At 52.5% G+C, this 18,652-nt stretch carries 15 protein-coding genes and 4 pseudogenes; 6 read left to right on the top strand and 13 right to left on the bottom strand.

The window, feature by feature from the left end; translation table 11 throughout:
• Position 1 precedes the first annotated feature (1 nt).
• Both BW940_RS17180 and BW940_RS21165 read right to left on the bottom strand, forming a co-directional pair.
• A pseudogene (locus tag BW940_RS17180) lies at positions 2–325 on the bottom strand (IS4 family transposase); the annotation flags it as partial.
• A 528-nt stretch (positions 326–853) separates the two neighbouring features.
• Positions 854–952 (bottom strand): annotated as a pseudogene (locus BW940_RS21165) (IS5/IS1182 family transposase); the annotation flags it as partial.
• On the opposite strand from BW940_RS21165, the gene BW940_RS22530 reads away from it, so the two are divergent.
• Positions 905–1,027 (top strand): hypothetical protein, encoded by a 123-nt coding sequence (locus BW940_RS22530; RefSeq protein WP_394329406.1) that lies wholly within the window; start codon positions 905–907, stop codon positions 1,025–1,027. The pseudogene BW940_RS21165 and the gene BW940_RS22530 overlap by 48 nt on opposite strands.
• Positions 1,028–1,412: 385 nt before the next feature.
• Here the strand turns inward: BW940_RS22530 and BW940_RS17165 are convergent, their stop codons facing one another.
• The 4 genes from BW940_RS17165 to BW940_RS17150 all read right to left on the bottom strand — a co-directional run bounded on the left by BW940_RS17165 (position 1,413) and on the right by BW940_RS17150 (position 4,504).
• Entirely contained in the window at positions 1,413–1,595 is a 183-nt protein-coding gene (locus BW940_RS17165; RefSeq protein ID WP_235847834.1) for a hypothetical protein, read from the bottom strand.
• A 651-nt stretch (positions 1,596–2,246) separates the two neighbouring features.
• Complete coding sequence (locus BW940_RS21155) at positions 2,247–2,609, bottom strand: hypothetical protein (protein ID WP_143823924.1); 363 nt, start codon at positions 2,607–2,609, stop codon at positions 2,247–2,249.
• A gap of 302 nt (positions 2,610–2,911) precedes the next feature.
• On the bottom strand, positions 2,912–3,184 hold the full coding sequence (locus tag BW940_RS17155; RefSeq protein WP_076610432.1) for a hypothetical protein: 273 nt from the start codon (positions 3,182–3,184) through the stop codon (positions 2,912–2,914).
• Positions 3,185–3,355: 171 nt separating this feature from the next.
• Positions 3,356–4,504: a tyrosine-type recombinase/integrase gene (locus tag BW940_RS17150; protein ID WP_076610495.1), complete on the bottom strand. Its 1,149-nt coding sequence runs from the start codon at positions 4,502–4,504 to the stop codon at positions 3,356–3,358.
• Between the two features lie 212 nt (positions 4,505–4,716).
• Here BW940_RS17150 and BW940_RS17145 point away from each other — a divergent pair, with 212 nt between their 5' ends.
• Positions 4,717–5,043, top strand: coding sequence for a hypothetical protein (locus tag BW940_RS17145; protein WP_076610431.1), 327 nt, complete (start codon positions 4,717–4,719; stop codon positions 5,041–5,043).
• Complete coding sequence (locus tag BW940_RS17140) at positions 5,033–5,647, top strand: hypothetical protein (protein ID WP_076610430.1); 615 nt, start codon at positions 5,033–5,035, stop codon at positions 5,645–5,647. The genes BW940_RS17145 and BW940_RS17140 overlap by 11 nt, the downstream gene beginning before the upstream one ends.
• A gap of 487 nt (positions 5,648–6,134) precedes the next feature.
• Here the strand turns inward: BW940_RS17140 and BW940_RS17135 are convergent, their stop codons facing one another.
• Positions 6,135–7,034, bottom strand: a complete 900-nt coding sequence (locus BW940_RS17135) for a coiled-coil domain-containing protein (RefSeq protein ID WP_076610429.1) — start codon at positions 7,032–7,034, stop codon at positions 6,135–6,137.
• Between the two features lie 403 nt (positions 7,035–7,437).
• Between BW940_RS17135 and BW940_RS17130 the strand changes: the two are divergent.
• Positions 7,438–7,991 (top strand): annotated as a pseudogene (locus BW940_RS17130) (hypothetical protein).
• A 136-nt stretch (positions 7,992–8,127) separates the two neighbouring features.
• Here BW940_RS17130 and BW940_RS17125 read toward each other — a convergent pair.
• Positions 8,128–8,886: an Lrp/AsnC family transcriptional regulator gene (locus tag BW940_RS17125; RefSeq protein WP_076610494.1), complete on the bottom strand. Its 759-nt coding sequence runs from the start codon at positions 8,884–8,886 to the stop codon at positions 8,128–8,130.
• Between the two features lie 138 nt (positions 8,887–9,024).
• Between BW940_RS17125 and BW940_RS17120 the strand changes: the two genes are divergently transcribed.
• Positions 9,025–11,298, top strand: a complete 2,274-nt coding sequence (locus tag BW940_RS17120; RefSeq protein WP_076610428.1) for an amino acid permease — start codon at positions 9,025–9,027, stop codon at positions 11,296–11,298.
• Positions 11,299–11,374: 76 nt separating this feature from the next.
• Here the strand turns inward: BW940_RS17120 and BW940_RS17115 are convergent, their stop codons facing one another.
• From BW940_RS17115 to BW940_RS17105, 3 genes are all read right to left on the bottom strand, one after another.
• Entirely contained in the window at positions 11,375–11,815 is a 441-nt protein-coding gene (locus BW940_RS17115) for a universal stress protein (protein ID WP_076610427.1), read from the bottom strand.
• A 308-nt stretch (positions 11,816–12,123) separates the two neighbouring features.
• Positions 12,124–13,671: a TrkH family potassium uptake protein gene (locus BW940_RS17110; protein ID WP_173834908.1), complete on the bottom strand. Its 1,548-nt coding sequence runs from the start codon at positions 13,669–13,671 to the stop codon at positions 12,124–12,126.
• Positions 13,668–14,339, bottom strand: coding sequence for a potassium channel family protein (locus BW940_RS17105; protein WP_076610426.1), 672 nt, complete (start codon positions 14,337–14,339; stop codon positions 13,668–13,670). Before BW940_RS17105 ends, BW940_RS17110 begins: the two co-directional genes overlap by 4 nt.
• Before the next feature lie 231 nt (positions 14,340–14,570).
• Here BW940_RS17105 and BW940_RS17100 point away from each other — a divergent pair, with 231 nt between their 5' ends.
• Positions 14,571–14,927, top strand: a complete 357-nt coding sequence (locus BW940_RS17100; protein ID WP_076610425.1) for a hypothetical protein — start codon at positions 14,571–14,573, stop codon at positions 14,925–14,927.
• Between the two features lie 136 nt (positions 14,928–15,063).
• Here the strand turns inward: BW940_RS17100 and BW940_RS17095 are convergent, their stop codons facing one another.
• Positions 15,064–16,602: a TrkH family potassium uptake protein gene (locus tag BW940_RS17095; protein WP_076610424.1), complete on the bottom strand. Its 1,539-nt coding sequence runs from the start codon at positions 16,600–16,602 to the stop codon at positions 15,064–15,066.
• 704 nt (positions 16,603–17,306) lie between these two features.
• A pseudogene (locus tag BW940_RS17085) lies at positions 17,307–18,608 on the bottom strand (ISH6 family transposase).
• Positions 18,609–18,652 lie beyond the last annotated feature (44 nt).

Genomic DNA, 18,652 nt, shown 5'->3' with positions numbered 1-18,652 from the left:
GTTAAGCCTCAGCAGCCGGTTCGATGGTGGTAGCGAGTTGTTCTTGGAGAACCGGTCGTTGTTTGTGAATTTTCTGCGTATCGTTGATCAGACGATCGAGCAGTGGCGGTGGAGAGTTCCCAAGATAGTCACTCAACCGGTAGAGAATGAGCTGGGCGTGCGACCGGAAGGTCGCCGCCCAGCGTTCCGGTGGAAACACGAGATCATCATCTGCGTGCTCAATAATCAGACTAAGCAACTCACGGCTCACGACCAAGGACAACAGTGCCGCGTACAGCAGAGTCCTTACGACGTGCTTCTTCGTCGTATCGAACTCATCCAGTCGCTGTCTGGCTTCATTGACAGCGCAATTACGCTTGTACAGATACACCACTGGCCCAGCGAGCGGTACAATCGCCAAGAGAACGCCCCAGTGGCCAGGCTCTGTTTCCCAGTTCGTCTTCGTCACGACTGTACGCGCATCCCGATATGCAACGATACTGGTCAAGAGAATGGCACCAACGCTAAATGCAACCACGAGTGCGAGTTCAGCCACCTGAAAGCTACGTGTGTGTGTGTGTGTGTGTGTGTGTGTGCAAAACTGAGGAACATCCCACTGACTAGGATAAGGACCGTAAGACCTACTAACAGACCAACAACTCGGTTGAGATCACTTTGCCGTCGAATATTGTGCGGAGGGAACCCAGATTCAGATGTCATATCCAGCAGTTCTTTCACCTGATTTGTATTCTCGCCATATTACATTACTGACTTGTCGATACACCGTAGCGTCTCTTTTCAATCTCACAACACACAGTCGATGCTTTGAACCACTCATTTGGCCGTGGTGATCGCCATACAGCGTTGGATTTGTCTAGCTCACAGCACGCTTGATGTTGTAGTCGACACACATCAGAACGATTTCATGGAACTCACGGTACCAGATTCGCGCACGCACGGCGTCGCCGAGCGTGATTCGCTGTATGACTCGCGTCGGTCCTACGTCGAAAATAAAGCCCGAACCGATCGGGACGAACGCGGGACGTGACGGTGCTCGAGCACGCCGAGACACTGTTCTACGTCGCTCTGGTCACTGCTGCTGGCGTCGTATACGTCCGCGACCGACTCTCGAGCGACCCATCTCCTGTTGAAGCCGCTCAAACCGCCTGCGCCACGGGCGAGATCGATAGCACGGAGTTCGATAACCGTCTCGAGTTCCATCTCGATGATCGGAACGGACGAATCCGAAGCGTCGTCGAAGACATCCCCGGCGTTGGCACCGAATCTCGAAGACGATCGCCCGCGAGTACGACTCGCTCGAGGATCTACGGCAGATCGATCGAGACCGGTTACAGTCTGTCCCAGGGGACGGTGAGCAACGAACCGAAGACGTACTCGAGCGAGTTCAGTGAGAGTGTAGGTCGTAGTACTCGCTATTCGCCAGGCTCGGCAAGCCACTGCAACGTCTCGACGAGGACCTGATTCGCAGTCCCGACAGTCGTCCGCTGTGAGAGCGTGTTCGGGCCGCCGATCGGCCCCTCGAGAACGCGCCAAACACCGCCGTCTTGTGCGGCGACGAGCCGTTGCTTGCGATCGTAGTCGTCAACAGCGATCATATCATCATCAAAATCAAAGTTGATATTAACCATAGATTATTATTCTATCACTTTGGTTTTGAATGCATCGATAACAGTCCCTACTCGCTATCCGGCGTGAGACTTGAGCAAATTCAAGAGAACAGTTAGAACAATAGCTCGAGCCACTCCACGGAGATCTGAACGAGGAGTTCCCCGAAGACCGCGCCGAGGAACGGATTCGAGAGTTACAGAACCTTGAGTTGCTGTATCCTTGCAGTGATGAGTACGTCGAGTACCTCCCAGAGAACGATCCGTGGCGTCAGCGGAGGCGATCAGCGTGATGTTTGATATGCACCGCCGGTGTTCACGATTGTTGATTGTGGCACCGATGACCGTTCACGCTATTTCTGTTCAGCTACGGCTTGTACCGAGTACACAAGTAGCTCTCAGGATTCAAGTCTCTATCTTTGGCTCAAGAACACTTATAAATAGGATTACAGGATCTTATTTGTTACTTCAAATTGTAAGTTATATCCTCATCGCAATGTTTGCATGCTGATTGAAGCCTATATCTAAAACCAGAAGTTATTTTCGATATATTATCCTTCTTTGAGTTAACTGTAACATTCGCAATCTCTCCACAACTCGGACAAGCAACTTTTTTCACGGGCATCTCACATACACCTCAAATCATTCTTGATAATCAGAAATATAGCTCTCTTGATACCCCTCAACATATTCCGGTTCTTGATCTGCTTTCGAAGAACTGCCACCCTCATCACTGCTACTTGAATAATTCTTATTTTTGCCAGAGCCTGCAACCGGATCTGGATCAACAGAGTGTCGCCGCTTCTTTTCATCGCGGATCATGTCCTTCAACGTACTTCGAGTAGTCCGATTGATACTCGGATCCATCTTCAATCGCTCTTTCACCAATAGCAAATCCTCATCAGACGCCATGCGGAATTCATTTTGGAGTCTCTGATCATGTGAGTCCTTCAGTGGGTTGAACTCTTGAAAGTCAAAATCGATTGGGTCAAATGGATCAAACATGCTATAATATACGAAGTTCTTATTAAAAAGTGTTACTTGGTAGGTGTGAAAGGAGACCAATAAAACCTCGTTTGAGATCGCTTCAGTCTAAGTTCTGTAGAATTTATTTCCAACTTTGAGCCTCCTTTTACTCAGGCAGCATTTGTTCTCCGCAGTTCCCGCAACTAATTCCGGTGAATTCATCACCGGCTTTTGTTATGCAGTTTGCTTCTGACCCGCAGTTGCTGCATACACAGCCCACCGTATCCACTGCATCGTTGCAGCAGTTTGCCCCAACAATATCCTGCATGAGTTTGTAGTTTCTACCAGCGCCCGACTTCATCCATGCGTTCGATCGCTTCATCAACGGTCTCTTCAAGACTCGCTAATGCTTCTTCTGTCTCGTCTTTATCTAATCTGAGCTGAGGCAATTCATCAGAAGAGTCCTCTATAGATTCCTGCAAGATCTTTCCCAACTCTGCATCCTTCTCAGACGATTTCTCGATATGTCTCGTAGCTTGCTGAATCGCTTTTCCGAGTAGTTGGTTTTCGCGCTCCAGTTCTCTTACATAGTCCTCTAACTCAGTTCGATCCATTTTATTAGGTTCCGGCATGGTCAGAATACCTTGTCTACACCTATATTAGTCAGTCATATTGAATTTATCCCCATTCTGCCACCACCTACCCTAAACTAACACTCACAACACCACTGAAACGAGTTACACACCCATTGAACGACAGCTGTGCGATGAGGTGTTCGGTGACGTTCAGTGGCTACTATGATTACGGACATTATCAATGCTATCCGAGACGTCCCTCATTTTCACGTCGGCGTAGGCCTCGTGGGTGGTCTCAATCGAGTTGTGTCGTAACGCCTCCTGAGCCTTTTCCGACATCCCGCTAGTATACAGATCCCGACCGAGGGCTCGACGAGCACCGTGCAGCGTCAGATAGTCGTACTCCCCATCCGGATCGATCCCAGCCTCGTCGGTGAACCGTTTCATCAACTGACGAACGCCCTCTTTCGAGATCGACGGCGGTGGCACCTCATGATCGCGATGCAGACGGTCGAGAACCTCGGTCTTACCGACGTCGCCCCTATCCTTGAGCGCCGACGATACCCAGTCCTCACCAAGTTCGGCCTCGAGTGTACACTTTTTCGACCCGTAGTGACCGGTCGGGAAGACAGGCCACGCCTCAGTCAGCGGCTCTTGGACTCGATACCATCGCTCGAGGACGTCGTGGACACTGGCAGGAAACGGAGCCTGTTCGTACTCACGCGATTTGCCGTAGACTTCGATCAACCGCTCGTCGAAGTCAACGTCGCTCCAGCGAAGGCCGTTGCGTTTGTCGTCTTTCGAGTCGGCGAACAACTCGGCACCTCGCGCCCCCGTCCCGTCGAGCATCACGACAATCGCCCGGTCACGGAAGGCCGTCTCGGCGTCGGTTCGAATCGTTCCCTCCAGGGCCATGTCGACGCGCTTGGTCACGTACTCGAGTAGCGCCGTTCGGTCCTCGGCACTCCAGTACTGGCGCTTGCGTTTCCCGTCGTCTTCCGGTAGCGGGTCCATCGCGGTGTTCGTATTCGCCGGGTTCGACTCGAGGTGTTGGTCTCGGACACACCACGACAGGAACGCCCGGACGTAGGCGAAGTAATTGTGGGCGCTCGAGGCCGCCAGATCCTCGTCGATCACCACGCGGTCGTAGAGGTGTTCGCTGTAACTTCGGACATCGTGGGGTGTGAGGTCATCGACGAACTCGATGTCACGTTCGTCTCGACAGTGATCGGCGAACTCACACAGTGGTGAGCGCATGGTCGTCTTTGAGCCGTCGGCGTTGATCTTGTACCGAAGGTAGCTCTCGGTGGCTTCGTGGACGGTCGTAACGGGTGTCAGCTGTATGGTGGTTTGTAGAATTTGAGATCCTGAAGTTGTGGTCGTCAGGGGATTCGACGAGTTCACTAGCTTTCGCTCATTTGATTAGATCATAATGGTTCTTCACAGTTCCTAACTCATACCGCACCCCTTGTGAGAGAGGCCTGAACGGTGGTACTACATCCCTGACGATATGTATTGACAAGTAGGTACACGTCATAACATATATGTCCCTCCCCGTCGAACGTCAATGTATGAGCGGATCAAGCTACGACAAGACGATTCAGTTCCGTGCCGGAGCCGAGAAAGAGGCCGCGGAACTCCTCGATGAGATCCACATCGGTGGCGTCAACGTGAGCGAACTCGCCCGCGTCGGCCTGGTCGAAATGCTTCGACAGTCATTAGATGAACAGGACAAAATCGCGGTGTACGAACGATACAGCCGCGGTGATATCGGTGAGGACGTGGCCCGAGTCCTCCTCGGTGAGAAACTCGATAAGATGGAAGAGGAGAAAGAGTCGTTCGAGGCGGCTATGGAGCGAGACACGTCTGAATTCCTGACGGGCAGAGATGGCAAGTGAGACTCGCCACGCGATACTGGCCGATACGAGTTCCTTGATCGCAGTTGCGAACACCACTCAGTGGGAACGACTGAAAGATGCGATCCATCTTACAACGACAAACGTCTGCAAGCACGAACTTCAAAACCACGTCAGCTCGAACAAATATCCGCCTGAGGGCAGCCGTGAGCACTACTTGAAGCAAGGAAGCCAACGTGTTCTTGAACATCTAGACGAGGATTCGTCGCCGTGGTCGTGCGTAACTGTCGTTCCCCGCCCGCATGGACCAGACGCAGGCGAGCAATCGCTCAAGCAAGAACTTTCTGAGCATGCTTCTTCGTATCAGATCGTAACGATTCTTGACTCAGCTGCGAGACGGTCAATTCGGCGTCTCATTGACGATAACGCGTACGACATTGACGTTGTCGGACCACCGTATCTCCTCTACATCCTGCTTGACAACGACCTCATCTCAAAGCCTGAATTCTGCGAGGCAACCGTGGAGATGATTCGGACAGAAGGGTGGACCGGGTACGAGGTTGTGAAGAACGCGTGGACTAGTATCCCCGTCGATTGTTCCGAGATCCTTGACGGCGAATATGATGATGCTCTTCCACCAAGCTGATCCGACAAATCGTGTCCATCTGATCAGTACAGGGCAAGAACTGAGCACTCACCGCGAGCGAACGGAGTGAGCGAGCGGGCCGACGACCGACCCGTAGGGAAGGGAGGAGTGCTTTTCATCAACGTTTTGCCGAGCGACTGAGCGAAAGCGAGGGAGCGCAGCGCAAAAGGTTGGCAGACGCAGTTACCGAACTGCCCGATTCAGTTTCAGGCATGATTCTGAATAAAGAAATCGTGCTACTATCTACTGTTAGGTAATGGCTTGGACTCTTCAGACCACCTTATCAATCACACCCGTTGTGAGTGAGTCCACCGCTGAAACTCCAGAACCAGCGTTAGATGTTCAAACATTCTTTCTGAAAGGAAGGTCTTCTCCACACACCTGCAGCTAGCGGTAGCAGCGACGTCGTCGGACCAAGACGACGACCAAATCCGTTGTCTCGTTTATCAGAGTAATTCTCCCTCTCGGGATGAGATCAACCGTGCTCTCACACCTCCACCGTGTCGGTTCGGGTCACAACTGGTGTGACACCGTCGGTGACTTGCCCATCTATGTCGAGCAACTCGAGATGGTGATAGCGAGCCTCGAGCAGTCTCTCAGTGGTCTCGATGTCCATCGTGATGATCTCTTTTGATGTTTGTTTCGCAGAGACACGGCGCTCGGTGACCTCAATGTCTGAGCTCCCGATCGCGATCATCTCTCCCCACACGCGTTTGAGTGTTTGTGCATGGGGACGCGTTCCGAGAATTGCAGTGAGCGCATTTCGGACATCGTCTCGCGTCCAAAAGATGCCGCTCCCGTTCGTGCGCTTCGTTGCGAACTCGTCCCAGCGCTTCATGACAAGGAGTGCACGGAATCGGTTCTTTCGTGGTGTCCCTTGGTCGACGAGGTGCTTTTTGACGCGGTGCTGGCGGCAGTTCGCAAGGAAGTCCAACGGACTGCTCGAGGGTTCGATGCCGTTGGGTAGTTCCTCCGGGTCCTCCCGATCGAAGGCAGTCTCGCCGGTCTCGGCGATCGACTTCGCTTGCTCGGCATTCGCGTTCGCAGTTTTTGCGATCTCTTTCGCTTGATCGACCGTCTCGTCGGTCTCGGCAATTGACTCGTTGATCTCGTGGAGTTGGCTGGCGATCTCCTTGCGGTTGCGCTCGGCACGGCTCTGTTCCTGCTGGAGATCGTCGATACGCTTCTCAAGGCGGTCGATCGTCTGTGACTGCTCTTGGATGATAGCCCACATCTCTGCGCGACTAGGGAGTTCATCATTACCGTCGTCGGCCGTCAGATCAGTGCTGGTGTGCGTATCGACGCTGTCAAAGCCGAGAGCGACGGCAACGTCGTGATTAGTGGGCGTTTCTGCGTCAACTGCGTCCGGATCTTTTCCAATTGTCATGGAGGGTCGTGGGCTGCTGGTTGTCGGTCGAGTCGCGATGCTGCTGGGGAGAGAGACGACTCTCGAAGGAGACGAGATATCGTGCTGGACAGAGCCAGGGCTCCTCGAGAGGCAAACTTTTATATCGATCCGGGTCGCAGGATTGAGTAGCCAACTCAGGGGGCGAACTGACGCCCCCGTTTCCTGCAACCCACATCGATGAGCGGTGGGTATATTCTCCTATCTTCTTGCCTCGCTGATAGTCGTGGATATCACTTAAAACTAGGAGTCACAACTGACGGATCTATTATAGCAACCAGGGACAATGAGCGAACACCAGCCCAGAACTGTACTGGGTGTCTGGGTCCCTTCACGGGACGATATTGCTATGTATCTCGAGTAGTCAGTCTGTTCTAGAAAGAGTATGTCGCCAGCTGAGCGAGGAGTCGGTCGTGAGGCCAGATTCACGTTGCTCATGGTGTTCCTCGTCGGACTTCGACGACGGGATCCAGGCGCAGTTGTCAATGCCGTCGTCGCAGCGATCGGCACATACTTCATAAGTTCGTCACGCGTGCGTATGGCGTCGAACTCCGACCGTGGCAGCGAGTATATGTGAACACCGCGATGGTCACCCACGCCGTCGGGATGCTCGGACCATACGATGACGTCTGGTGGTGGGATCACCTTACACACACGCATTCTTCGTCGATCCTGGCCGGGATTGTCTATGTGGCCAGTCGGCGGAAGGGACGTAACCCTGGCCCACGGGTCATTGCCGCCGTCGTCAGTCTCGGGCTTGCTTGGGAACTCGTCGAGTACGCTATTCACGCAACAGCAAAACGTCTTGAACTCGAGCCGATACTTGTCACGTACGGCCCGAAGGACACATTCCTCGACATTGTCTTCGATCTGATCGGTGCGTTACTCGTACTCGCGTTTGGTGACCGTGTTCTTGGTGTGCATGCGGCCAACGAGTAGCTGGTCTGGCAGCAGTCAGTTGTTCCGTAGCAGCGGTACCTTGAGACAATGATGACCGCGTTACGACAAAAAATTCGCAATAGTGAATAGTTATATTATGAATATGTTTTCTGGTATATTATTATGATATCTGAGACTATTCTGATACTGCATCGTCAGCGACGAATGCCTCAAGTACGTGATCAGTATTACCATTCCGGGATAGCACCGTTACGATATCATCTGGTTGAATAACAGTTGTTCCATGGGGTGTCAATACACGATCGCCGCGTTCGATAGCGATGACCAATGAATCGTCATTAAGGATTCCGTTTTGAACGGCTTCCTCGAGCGTGTTACTGACGATAGGAGCAGCGGCCTGTACAGTTACGTCGACGACGTTCGCATCACCAGCGAGGCTAATGACATCCGTCGTTGTACTTGTTGAAATCGCCTCATCAGGCCCGAATTTGGTATAAGGGCTATGCGTTTCAGACTCCACAAGTGTCTCATCCTCAATCTCGATACCCAGTCGTGAGAGGGCTCGAGTGATCCGTCTGAGATGTTTGGTGTCTTCTCCAACGGCCATGACATGGAGATTTCGGCGGCCAGTCATTAACTGACGGACGTTGATAACACCAGGGACAGCACTTGCCTCTTGTGCGAGTGCCTTACGTTCGGAGACTGGGGCGTTGCAGACATAGAGATTTGTTAAATGGCCTTCAGCTTGTTCGAAGTCAATTTCAGCGGTATAATTACGGATGATATCGTGTTCTTCAAGCTGATTAATTCGATTTCGTATTGTTCCTGGAGAAACGTTCACCTGTTCGGCAATCGTCGGTGCAGATGTATTCCGTGCATCGTGCATCAATTCATAAATGATGCGCCGGTCAATCTCATCAAGCCGATAATCCATGATACTCATCTATTTGCGTGGTACGTTATATCGATGTTTTGGATGTAAATTACTTAATGAGTAATTGTACATCCTCTTTATTACTTATTAAGGAATTCTACCGGAGTTCTTATATGAGTGGTGTTCGATGGCCCGAGTATGAGCCATGGCGAGGGGGACGAGGAACTTGCAAAAGACCTCGGCCTTATCTCTGCGATGACGATTGGTATTGGGACAATGATTGGTGCTGGAATTTTTGTCTTGCCCGGTGTTGCCGCCAACGCAGCAGGACCAATTGTTGTCGTTTCGTTCATCGTTGGCGGGCTGATTGCAATGGTGAACGCATTGTCTGTCTCTGAACTCGGTACGGCGATGCCAAAAGCTGGTGGCGGCTACTACTATATCAACAAGTCACTCGGGCCGATGTTTGGATCGATCGCTGGCATGGGTGACTGGATGGGACTTGCCTTCGCCTCTGCGTTTTACTGCATCGGATTTGGACAATATCTCGCTGTTTTCGTTCCGTTACCAGAAGTCGCGTTCCTCAGCCCAATCCAACTCGGGGCGCTCCTCGCTGGTGCTATTTTCGTTGGCGTCAACTACATTGGTGCGAAGGAAACCGGTGGTATCCAGACGATTATCGTATTTACTTTGCTTGCGATTCTCACCGCGTTCGCCGTTGCAGGCTTTTCTTCGTTTGATTATGCGACGTTGGCTGATGAGGGCGGCCTTGCGCCGTTCGGGGCAGGGGCGATTCTGCCGGCGACGGCCCTCGTGTTCGTCTCATTTCTCGGTTACGCGAAAATCGCAACCGTCGCTGAGGAATTGAAAAATCCAGGACGGAATCTCCCTATCGCCATTATCGGGAGTGTTGGGCTCGTGACCGTTATCTATGCGATCCTCGTGACGACCATGCTCGGGGTCATCTCGTGGCCCGACCTCAGCCAGGATGCGCCGGTTGCACAGGCTGCCGAGGTCGCGTTTCCCTCTTCTCTCGGTCCGCTCGGGGGTATCGCTGCTGCCGCAGCGGCGTTGATGACCGTCGGCGCACTCTTGGCGACGGCATCGTCGGCGAACGCGTCGATTCTCGCCTCGGCGCGCATCAACTTCGCAATGGGCCGTGATAAGATCGTCACCAACTGGCTTAACGAAATTCACCCGAACTTCTCGACGCCCTATCGATCGATTCTCGTCACTGGCGTGCTCATCATCGCGTTCATCGCGTTTCTGGGAAGAGATATCGAGGTCCTCGCAAAAGCAGCGAGCGTCCTCCACCTCATCGTCTACGCGCTGATGAACGTCGGACTCATCGTGTTCCGGGAAGCGGACGTCCCGGAGTACGATCCCGATTTCCGAGTCCCGTTCTATCCCATCACGCCGATCCTCGGCGCGGTATTATCGCTTGGACTCGTCGCGTTTATGGACGGGCTGGAGATCGCACTGTCCGGGGCGTTCGTTCTCGGGGCTATTCTCTGGTACTTCCTCTATGCTCGTGACAAAACCACTCAACGGGGTATTCTCTCTGACTATATCCGAAATCGTGAGGAAGAGATGCCGGATCGAGTCGTCGACGCTGCTGATGCAGTTGCGCCGAGTGGGACGGACGGACCGACGATCATGGTCGCACTGGCCAACCCTCGAACCGAGAGTGCTCTTATAACACTTGCCAGTGCGCTCGCTGAACACGAAGGCGGTCGAGTTCTTGCAACACACATTGTTACCGTGCCTGACCAGACAACGCTTGCCGCTGCTGCCGAGAACGGCGAGATTAACGCCGCCTCGGAGACGCTTCTCAAAGACGCCAAGCAAGACGCAGAGGCGTTCGATGTACCGATTGAGACGAAGACGATCCTTTCCCATCGTGGTCTTGAAGAAGTGTATGATGCAGCGCAATCGAATGATGCCGACACAGTCGTAATGGGCTACGGCGGCACGCGGTTTGCGGGCGGGCGTGCCGAAAGCACCCTTGACGAACTGACGCACGACTTGCCGTGTGATTTCCTCGTTTTGGACGCAACGGAGTTCGATCCGAACGATATCGTCGTCCCCACAGCCGGAGGAGCGTCGTCAGATCTCTCCGCAGAGGTCGCCCTCGCACTGCACGAAACGATTGGTGCTGAGGTTTCGTTGTTACACATCGTCGATGAGGGAGAAGAAGCAGAGGGTCGTGAATTCCTGCGTGAATGGGCCGACAGCCATCAGTTATCAGATGCTGCGTTACATATCGAGACGGGAGATATCGAGACCGTGATCGAACGCTCCAGTGCAGACCACGGTCTTGTCATAATCGGCGCAACAGAGCGTGGACTCCTGTCGCGTATCGTTCGCGGCTCGCTCGTGTTCGATGTTATCGAAGATATCGATACACCGGTTCTGTTGACTGAACGCCCATCGTCGCGTTCGCTCCGGGATCGGCTCTTTGGTCGCCGCTGATACAATCAGCGCGTTCAACAGCGGTCGAGGCAGGATTCCACGGGTCACCTGACCCGTGGTCGTTGATTCACGCTGTTTATGAATCTGTATCAGTTTGCGGTAATGCGATGACAGGTCGGTCGGCTTGAGTAATGAGTTTGAGCGATCGATCTCCAGAAAGGAACTGCATAATCCGATTTCCACCGCGGGAGCGATACGCGATGGCGCTCGCATCTACTTCGTCAGCAGCCTTGAAAATAGCGCCGACAACATCGCGAGCGTAGGCAGTATGATCGTCAGCATTAGGAAATACCCTACGAACAGCAGCGTATGATTCTGCAGCGAGTTCTTCAGATTGTTCGACGGGTATTTTATCCGGAACGCCTTCGCCCTTTTCGACGACGTGAAGGGCTGTTACCTTATCTGGATTGTACGGTTCAAGTGCCATTGCTGTCTTGATCGCATCGGTTTCATTTGCGACAGGAACTACAATATGTTCGAGAAGGTCGCCTTTGGGAGAATCATGTGTTCCAACCATACAAAAAGAAGGGAAACACAGATGATAATAGTTTGGTAGCCTGGTGCAAATTTTTCGAAACATTAACATCTACCCTATCATGATGGATTGAGTCCATCGGTTCCGACTATGGAGATCTGCGACCGACGCCCTGTACGAAAACGTTCCATGCGTGGGTCTACAAGACGGAAGTCGAAGGGGTTGACACAACGCAAATTGATTCAGTGTATACGATCAGTAGTGCTCGCAGTGCGGGACGACGCTGTCATCGGATACTGCGTTCTGAGGATGCCGTGAGCGGCGGGATTCTCTCGCTGTTGAAAGGTAGATCAGTCATAGAGTCGAAGCCGTTGGAAGACAGTCCCCAACAGCACAGCCACAGGAATGATTTCTAATCTCCCAATCCACATGTTAAATATTAACATAACCTTTGCTGCATCGGGCATGTTAGGTCCAGTAATACCTGCATCAAGGCCAACAGTACTCTGTGCACTCATCACCTCGAAAATCACATACTCTAACGGATATGCCGGAGAGACGGTCCACAGGAATACGGCGACACCAAGCATGAGAAAGAGTATCCAGAGGATAAACACAACCGCTGCCTCAGTATACTCTCGCTCAAGCTGGTTTTGGTTGAGCGTTCGTTTACCAAGCTGAAGATGTCGAACGGCACTACTCGGTACAAAGACGTTTTTGATCTGCCACACAGTGCCCTTGAGCAGTATAAGTACGCGAATGAGTTTGAGGCCGCCAACCGTTGATCCTGCCGCAGCTCCGGTCAGCATTCCAACACAGAGTAGAAGCGTCGTTCCGGTTGTCCAGACCTGTTCGGTACCACCCCCGATTGTCGTCGTCCCGAACCCGGCGTTCGAGGTCGCGGAGACGAACTGGAACAATGCAATACGGAACGTCTCCTCAAGTGTGCCGTATTGCCCGTTGGCCGAAAGAAGTGCCGTCAACACAATCGTTCCAACCGTGAACCAAATAAAGACCCACCGGGTCTGGATGTCAGCGTAGAAATTACGCACTTCGCCTTTGAGAATCAGATAGTGGATTGGGAATGCGATACTTCCGGCGACCATTACTGGCACAACTGCGTATTCGATCAATGGACTTCCGTAATAGCCGATCGAATCCGCATGAATCGAGAAACCACCAGTAGAAATCGCAGTCATCGCGTGATTGATCGCACCCCATAGTGGCATTCCAGCTCCGACAAATAATAGAATCGCTGAGAGTGTAATTCCAAGATAAATCTTCCAGATCTCTGTGACTGTTGAGACGATACTCGGATGAATCTTTTCGGAGCGAGCCTCGCTCTCGTAGAGTGTCAGTGAACCACTGCCGGGACGAGCAAGGATCGCAACAGTCAGCACAATGACGCCGACACCGCCGATCCATTCGATGAACGATCGCCACCAGTGCACTGATCGTGGAAGTTCCTCCTCGACAATGGCCATCGTTAGCCCAGTGCTCGTAAAGCCGCTAATGCTCTCGAAGGTCCCATTCAGTGGGTGACGAAAGACGGCGACCGTCTCGTTCATTGGGGGTGTATTCGTCCACGCCGGATATGGATCCAGTGCGATTGTCCATGCAATGAATAAAAAAGGAAGTCCGCCTAGCAGGCCGACTGCACCCCATGCGGTGGCCGCCGTGACCATCGCCTCAAGTTTCCCAGCATCTGGAGCCGTTTGGAACTGTCGTGCGAGCGCGACACCAAGACCTCCTACCACTACAGCAGAGAGAGCAAACGCAGGGACTGCATAGAACTCTCTATTGACTACGCTGACTAGTATCGAGACAAGCAGCATCAGCGAAATGACCTGCAAAATTCGGCCGAGATCACGTCCGATCGTCGGATACTGTATCCTCATATCTCACTGCCGGTAAACGCTTTCACCGCATCAGCCAGCGAGGCATCATCAGTAAATACCGTTACCTGATCACCGGCCTGTATTCTCGTATCTCCTGTCGGCGCTTGTATCGTTCCATCCCGCTCGAGTGCAACAATGAGAGCGCCTTCGGGAAGGCTGCCAACCTCTAGTGCTGAGTTGAGGAGTTGTCCGCTCATTGGCGCGTCTTTGCTAACAGTTAATTCTACCAGTTCAGTGGTCTCATCAAGTTCGATGAAATCGCTAACGTTCGGATATCGAACAGAGTGATACAGGTGGTCTGCGATCAGGTGTTGTGGGTTTTCAATTAGCGTTGCACCAATTTTTTCGAAAACAGGGAGATTTTCAGGGTCATGAACGACGCTTACGAGGTTCGGAACATCGTGTTCCTGTGCAAGCAACATCACCATAATATTAGTCGAATCGATATCTGTTGTAGAGATAACAGCATCTGCACGATCAATTTCTGCATCCTTGAGTGTGTCATGGTTTCTCGCATCGTCATGCAAGACGAGACAATCGTACTCCGCAGAGGCAGTGTTTGCTCGCTCTTCATTTTTTTCGATGACCACGACATCGTTACCGTCGTTTACTGCACGCTCAATCAGGTGCGAACCGGTGTCTCCCGCACCAATAACAATCAGATACACCTATATCAACCTCTTTTAGAAATCTCTCTGTTGGTCCTTTTTGCTCTTTCGAGAAGACGATACAGGGTTATACTGTTGGCAAGCAACAAATCAGATTTATTCGTATTTGTTTGTAACTGATCTAATCAGAAAGATAGATAGACACAGTGACTTCCAAAATTCTGAGATGGTAGTGTACCCTTTTGCTTACTTTGGTGCATCTATTATGTTTATTCGGTTCGAACTCCACCTATGACTTCCGATCCAAAGAAACCCACACCTCCAGAAGGGTTACCCGATCAACTTGTTTTAGAGTTGCACCAATTAAACGCTCAGGAACTCCGGAAAACGATTATTCATGCACAGGAACTACTTAGCTTTCAAAATGAATCACCGTCTCCAGTTGAGCCAAATCCCGGAGACGATATCCTTCAAGTCACTGAGCACGATGGATATACCGAAGTTGTGAAGCGGGTTTTCTGTAGCGAAGGCTGTGATGATTGCCCACATGGACCATACCACTACTACGTTACACAGGAACACCATCCAAATGGTACAGAAAAGCCATACTGGAGATTTATTGGAAAAATCGAACTTGACGACGAATGAAGTAGCCTGCTTGAACGGAACTATTTGGAATTGATCCGAAGTGAAGACGGCATTCAGAAAACCGCAAGACAACAAGAAGGATTCAGCAAAGCTCCAGCGCGAAGATTCTTAACCATATTCCAAACTAAGGAGAATATCAGCGCGTCCAGAAGTCACCAGTGAACAGGACAAGTACAGGGATAATCTCGAGACGACCGATCCACATGAGAAAGATCATCACTAGTTTCGAGGTATCTGGGAAGGCAAGATAGCTTCCGAATGGGCCGAGCGACCCGAACCCAGGACCGATGTTGCCGATCGTTGCAAGGCTCGCACTGAACGCTTCGAGTGGTGTCAGCGTGTAACCAATGCGACTGGAATCGAGGGCAATGAGTAGCGTCGCAATGGCAAAAATGAAAAGATACATGAGAGTGAAGCCAAGAACGCCGCGGATGGCGTCCTCGTCGACGACGTTACCGCCGAGACGGATCGGCTGGACAAGCTCGGGATGGGACGCCGTGAACAGTTCACGGCGGAGAAACTTGAAGATGATCAGCCACCGAATGACTTTAACTCCACCGCCAGTTGAGCCAGCCGAACCGCCGACAAGCATAGCGAAGAGGAGGACAATTTTCCCTGTCGAGGTCCACTCGACGAAGTCGCTGGTTGCGTAGCCAGTCGAAGTCAACAACGACACGATCTGGAAGGTGCTCTGCCGCAGCGAGTTCTCAGGGACACCTTCGGTCACGCCGCCTAGTCCCGGAAGAGCCGGTGCGACTCCCGTATAGAGCATCCCAGCGAGAAGAACGGTCAGACCGGCGATTGCAGCGATGTAGGCACGGAATTCAGAGTTTCGAACAAAACGGTGGCTTTCACCGCTGAAGATGTGCCAGAATAGGGCGAAATTCGTCCCGGCGATAATCATAAAGGGAACTGCAGTCCACTGGACAATTGCAGAGAACGCTGCGACACTGTCGGCCTCCGGTGAGAAGCCACCAGTTGGGAGCGTCGTGAACCCATGGGCGATGGCGTTGTATAGCCCCATGTTAGGAGCTAGTCCCATGAGGTGAAAGCCATAGAGCAGTGCGATGTAGACGGCAGTAAAGACGAAATAAACAAGCCAAAGAATCCGTGCCGTCTCGGCGATCCGTGGCGTTAATTTCTGTAACTCTGGGCCCGGTGCTTCCGACTCAATCAAGTGTGCGCCGCTGACGGCGATCTCTGGCAGGATCGCGATCATCAAGACGATGATCCCCATCCCGCCGAGCCACTGAGTGAGCTGTCGCCACATCATCACAGCGTGAGAGTGACGCTCTAGCGAGATTTCTCCGAGGACAGTTGCACCAGTTGTTGTGAAGCCGGACATCGACTCAAACAGCGCGTTAACGGGATTAGCGAGTGTCGACTCGGTTCCCCAACCAGCGAGCACATATGGGACTGAGCCCACAATGGCGACGGCAAGCCATGAAATCGAAACAAACAACATCGCTTCCCGAATCCGCAGATCCGGTTCAGGGCGGAGTCGCTCGAGACTGTGGCCGACTGCAATCGTGAGCGCAATCGTCGCGACGAACGGGAATGTGGGGTCGTCGTAGATGAGTGCCACAACAATCGGAATTACCAGCGGGATAGAGAGGTACTTGAGGACAGTCCCGACCAGCGCGAAACTGGCACGCCAATCAGTTCGGAGTTGCATAGGACACCCCACTCTTGTAGCCACATCTGAACACAGTATGTAACGGCATTTCGGCAGGATAATATTAATCCATCGTGACCGCCACGCTGCCTCTAGTACCCTTGCCACAGCCGCCGTCAATCCATGCCGTCGAACCGAGCGACCGACAGTTGGCCCTGATCTGCGTTCTCGAACATAAGGTAGAACTGAAGCGGGTATAGGATCTTTATACAAACCTCGTGTAGTTCAACTCATGGACGTTCGGTTACCAAGCGTTCGTCATCCACACTCATTTTACGATGTCTTCGGCATCGTTGCTGCTGGGGTGGTGATCATGGCTCTTATCCTCACCATCTGGTACGGAACAATCATTCGGATTGAGATGACCGTGTTCATAGTGATTATCTTTTTATGGGCAGGGTGGGCAATCGAACGAATTCTGGCCGAATCTGAAGAACAATCGAAGCGACGACGGTAACAACCACCCTGAGACCATTGACATCCTCCCCACCCTGAACAGTAGACGCCGGACCTAATTCACGACGCTGCTGGTGAGGTTGTCTACTGTAAAGGGACGGGGCTTTCTCCTTGATTCTCCGTACCCTTCACGTGCGAACAAAGCCTGCCGTGGAGAACGATGATGCCGAGACGAGAGATGCTAAGCACGTCTCCGTCCTTGGTGTTGACCTTGGTATCACAAACATTTGGTCCCGTCCCAAACTCGTCTAGAGTTCGCCTCTAGTAGCGTCAACTGACTCCTCCATTGTGATGGCTGTTTTGGCTGATCGCTCAAGAAGTTCGTAGGCGAACGCCGCGAACTGCTCGGGATCAGCATACTGCACCAAACTCAACCAGAGAAGCGACTCTATCCCTGTTTCTGACCACCGCATCCATTGATTCTTATACCGCTTCGAAACATCACCCATGGCTCGTTCGACCACGTTTGACGTCCACGGAACTTGCTGTTGGTCAAGCGCGAGTTCCGCGAACGTCACGGTTGCTTCTGCCCATTCCCGGAGGTACGCCGTAGCTTCGGGGAATCTTGACGCTCTAACCTCCAGGCTTCCTTCCGGAGATTCTCGAGCGTTTGGTCGATCCGCTCGCGGATCGCCAAACGCTCATTCCTCGGTGCATGGAGCGCGACAGAGTTCTTCAGATGGAACAGGTCATCCGTAACGCCAGAGACGACCGCTTTCCGCTCTCCGAGCAGAAACGCATCGTCTTTCCAGAGCTTGTACCCGAGCGTTCGACCGACGTGAACGAGATCGAGTTGGTGAGATCGGTCTCCACTTTCGAACGCATCGACGAGCGCTTTTTCGGCGTCACTGACGACCGTGGCGTCGTCAGTGACCGCTTCAGTCTCTTCGAGGGCTTCTGCTGTTTCATCCCAGGATTCGTTGACGTTGACGTCTAAGAGTGTGGTTTCTGTGTCGTTACCCTCGGGCAAACAGCCGTGGGTGACGTTGACACCATGGTAGGATCAGTGATCCTGCTGGCTATGACACTTCGTTCCGTCAGGAACGACAGTGTCTGCCTTCGTCCCAGGAAGCCGATCACGAACGAAGTCACCGAGCTTGCTGCCGTATTCTTGGACTCGGCGATTGACCGTCGTGATCGAGGGCAGTGGAGCGAAGTAGCGAGTTCGGCAGCCTGGAGCAAGATATCTTCTTGACAGATGCGCTGGCCATCAAAGTCGATAAGATCCTCGAGCGGACAGAAATAGGTCGGATCGTCGTCGGTAGCAATAGCGTCTTTGACGTGGTGAAGGTTGAATTCGTGTTCTCCTGCGGTGTCACAGCGGTTCGTGTGGAGGTTCCAGCATGCTGGAAACGGCAGTCGCCGTTTCCGCGCGCGTGTTTCTCACACACAGTACGTTTCGACGAGGCGCTCGTCGAGGCTTCTGACGAACTCCTTGAGGATAGTGGCCTCAAGCTGAATCTCGGTAAGAGATTCAGCGAGCATGGCGAGCGGTAGCGTTTTGACTTGGCGATGCTAACTGCGAACCGCACGTTGATCTCGGCGTGCATGGGTCACTTCGGTGTAGGTACCAGGGATGACCCTGCTTTCACAA

This window comes from Natronorubrum thiooxidans (assembly GCF_900156475.1).
In the GTDB taxonomy this organism is placed as follows: Archaea; Halobacteriota; Halobacteria; order Halobacteriales; family Natrialbaceae; genus Natronorubrum; species Natronorubrum thiooxidans.
Note: the sequence above shows the minus strand (reverse complement) of the source record. Positions and strands in the feature narration are given on the sequence as shown.

Bases quoted from the DNA above. Each gene is read 5' to 3' on its own strand.
- BW940_RS22530 (WP_394329406.1), top strand. From the start codon at position 905: ATGGAACTCACGGTACCAGATTCGCGCACGCACGGCGTCGCCGAGCGT.
- BW940_RS17165 (WP_235847834.1), bottom strand. From the start codon at position 1,595: ATGATCGCTGTTGACGACTACGATCGCAAGCAACGGCTCGTCGCCGCA.
- BW940_RS21155 (WP_143823924.1), bottom strand. From the start codon at position 2,609: ATGTTTGATCCATTTGACCCAATCGATTTTGACTTTCAAGAGTTCAAC.
- BW940_RS17155 (WP_076610432.1), bottom strand. From the start codon at position 3,184: ATGGATCGAACTGAGTTAGAGGACTATGTAAGAGAACTGGAGCGCGAA.
- BW940_RS17145 (WP_076610431.1), top strand. From the start codon at position 4,717: ATGAGCGGATCAAGCTACGACAAGACGATTCAGTTCCGTGCCGGAGCC.
- BW940_RS17140 (WP_076610430.1), top strand. From the start codon at position 5,033: ATGGCAAGTGAGACTCGCCACGCGATACTGGCCGATACGAGTTCCTTG.
- BW940_RS17135 (WP_076610429.1), bottom strand. From the start codon at position 7,034: ATGACAATTGGAAAAGATCCGGACGCAGTTGACGCAGAAACGCCCACT.
- BW940_RS17125 (WP_076610494.1), bottom strand. From the start codon at position 8,886: ATGGATTATCGGCTTGATGAGATTGACCGGCGCATCATTTATGAATTG.
- BW940_RS17120 (WP_076610428.1), top strand. From the start codon at position 9,025: ATGAGCCATGGCGAGGGGGACGAGGAACTTGCAAAAGACCTCGGCCTT.
- BW940_RS17115 (WP_076610427.1), bottom strand. From the start codon at position 11,815: ATGGTTGGAACACATGATTCTCCCAAAGGCGACCTTCTCGAACATATT.
- BW940_RS17110 (WP_173834908.1), bottom strand. From the start codon at position 13,671: ATGAGGATACAGTATCCGACGATCGGACGTGATCTCGGCCGAATTTTG.
- BW940_RS17100 (WP_076610425.1), top strand. From the start codon at position 14,571: ATGACTTCCGATCCAAAGAAACCCACACCTCCAGAAGGGTTACCCGAT.
- BW940_RS17095 (WP_076610424.1), bottom strand. From the start codon at position 16,602: ATGCAACTCCGAACTGATTGGCGTGCCAGTTTCGCGCTGGTCGGGACT.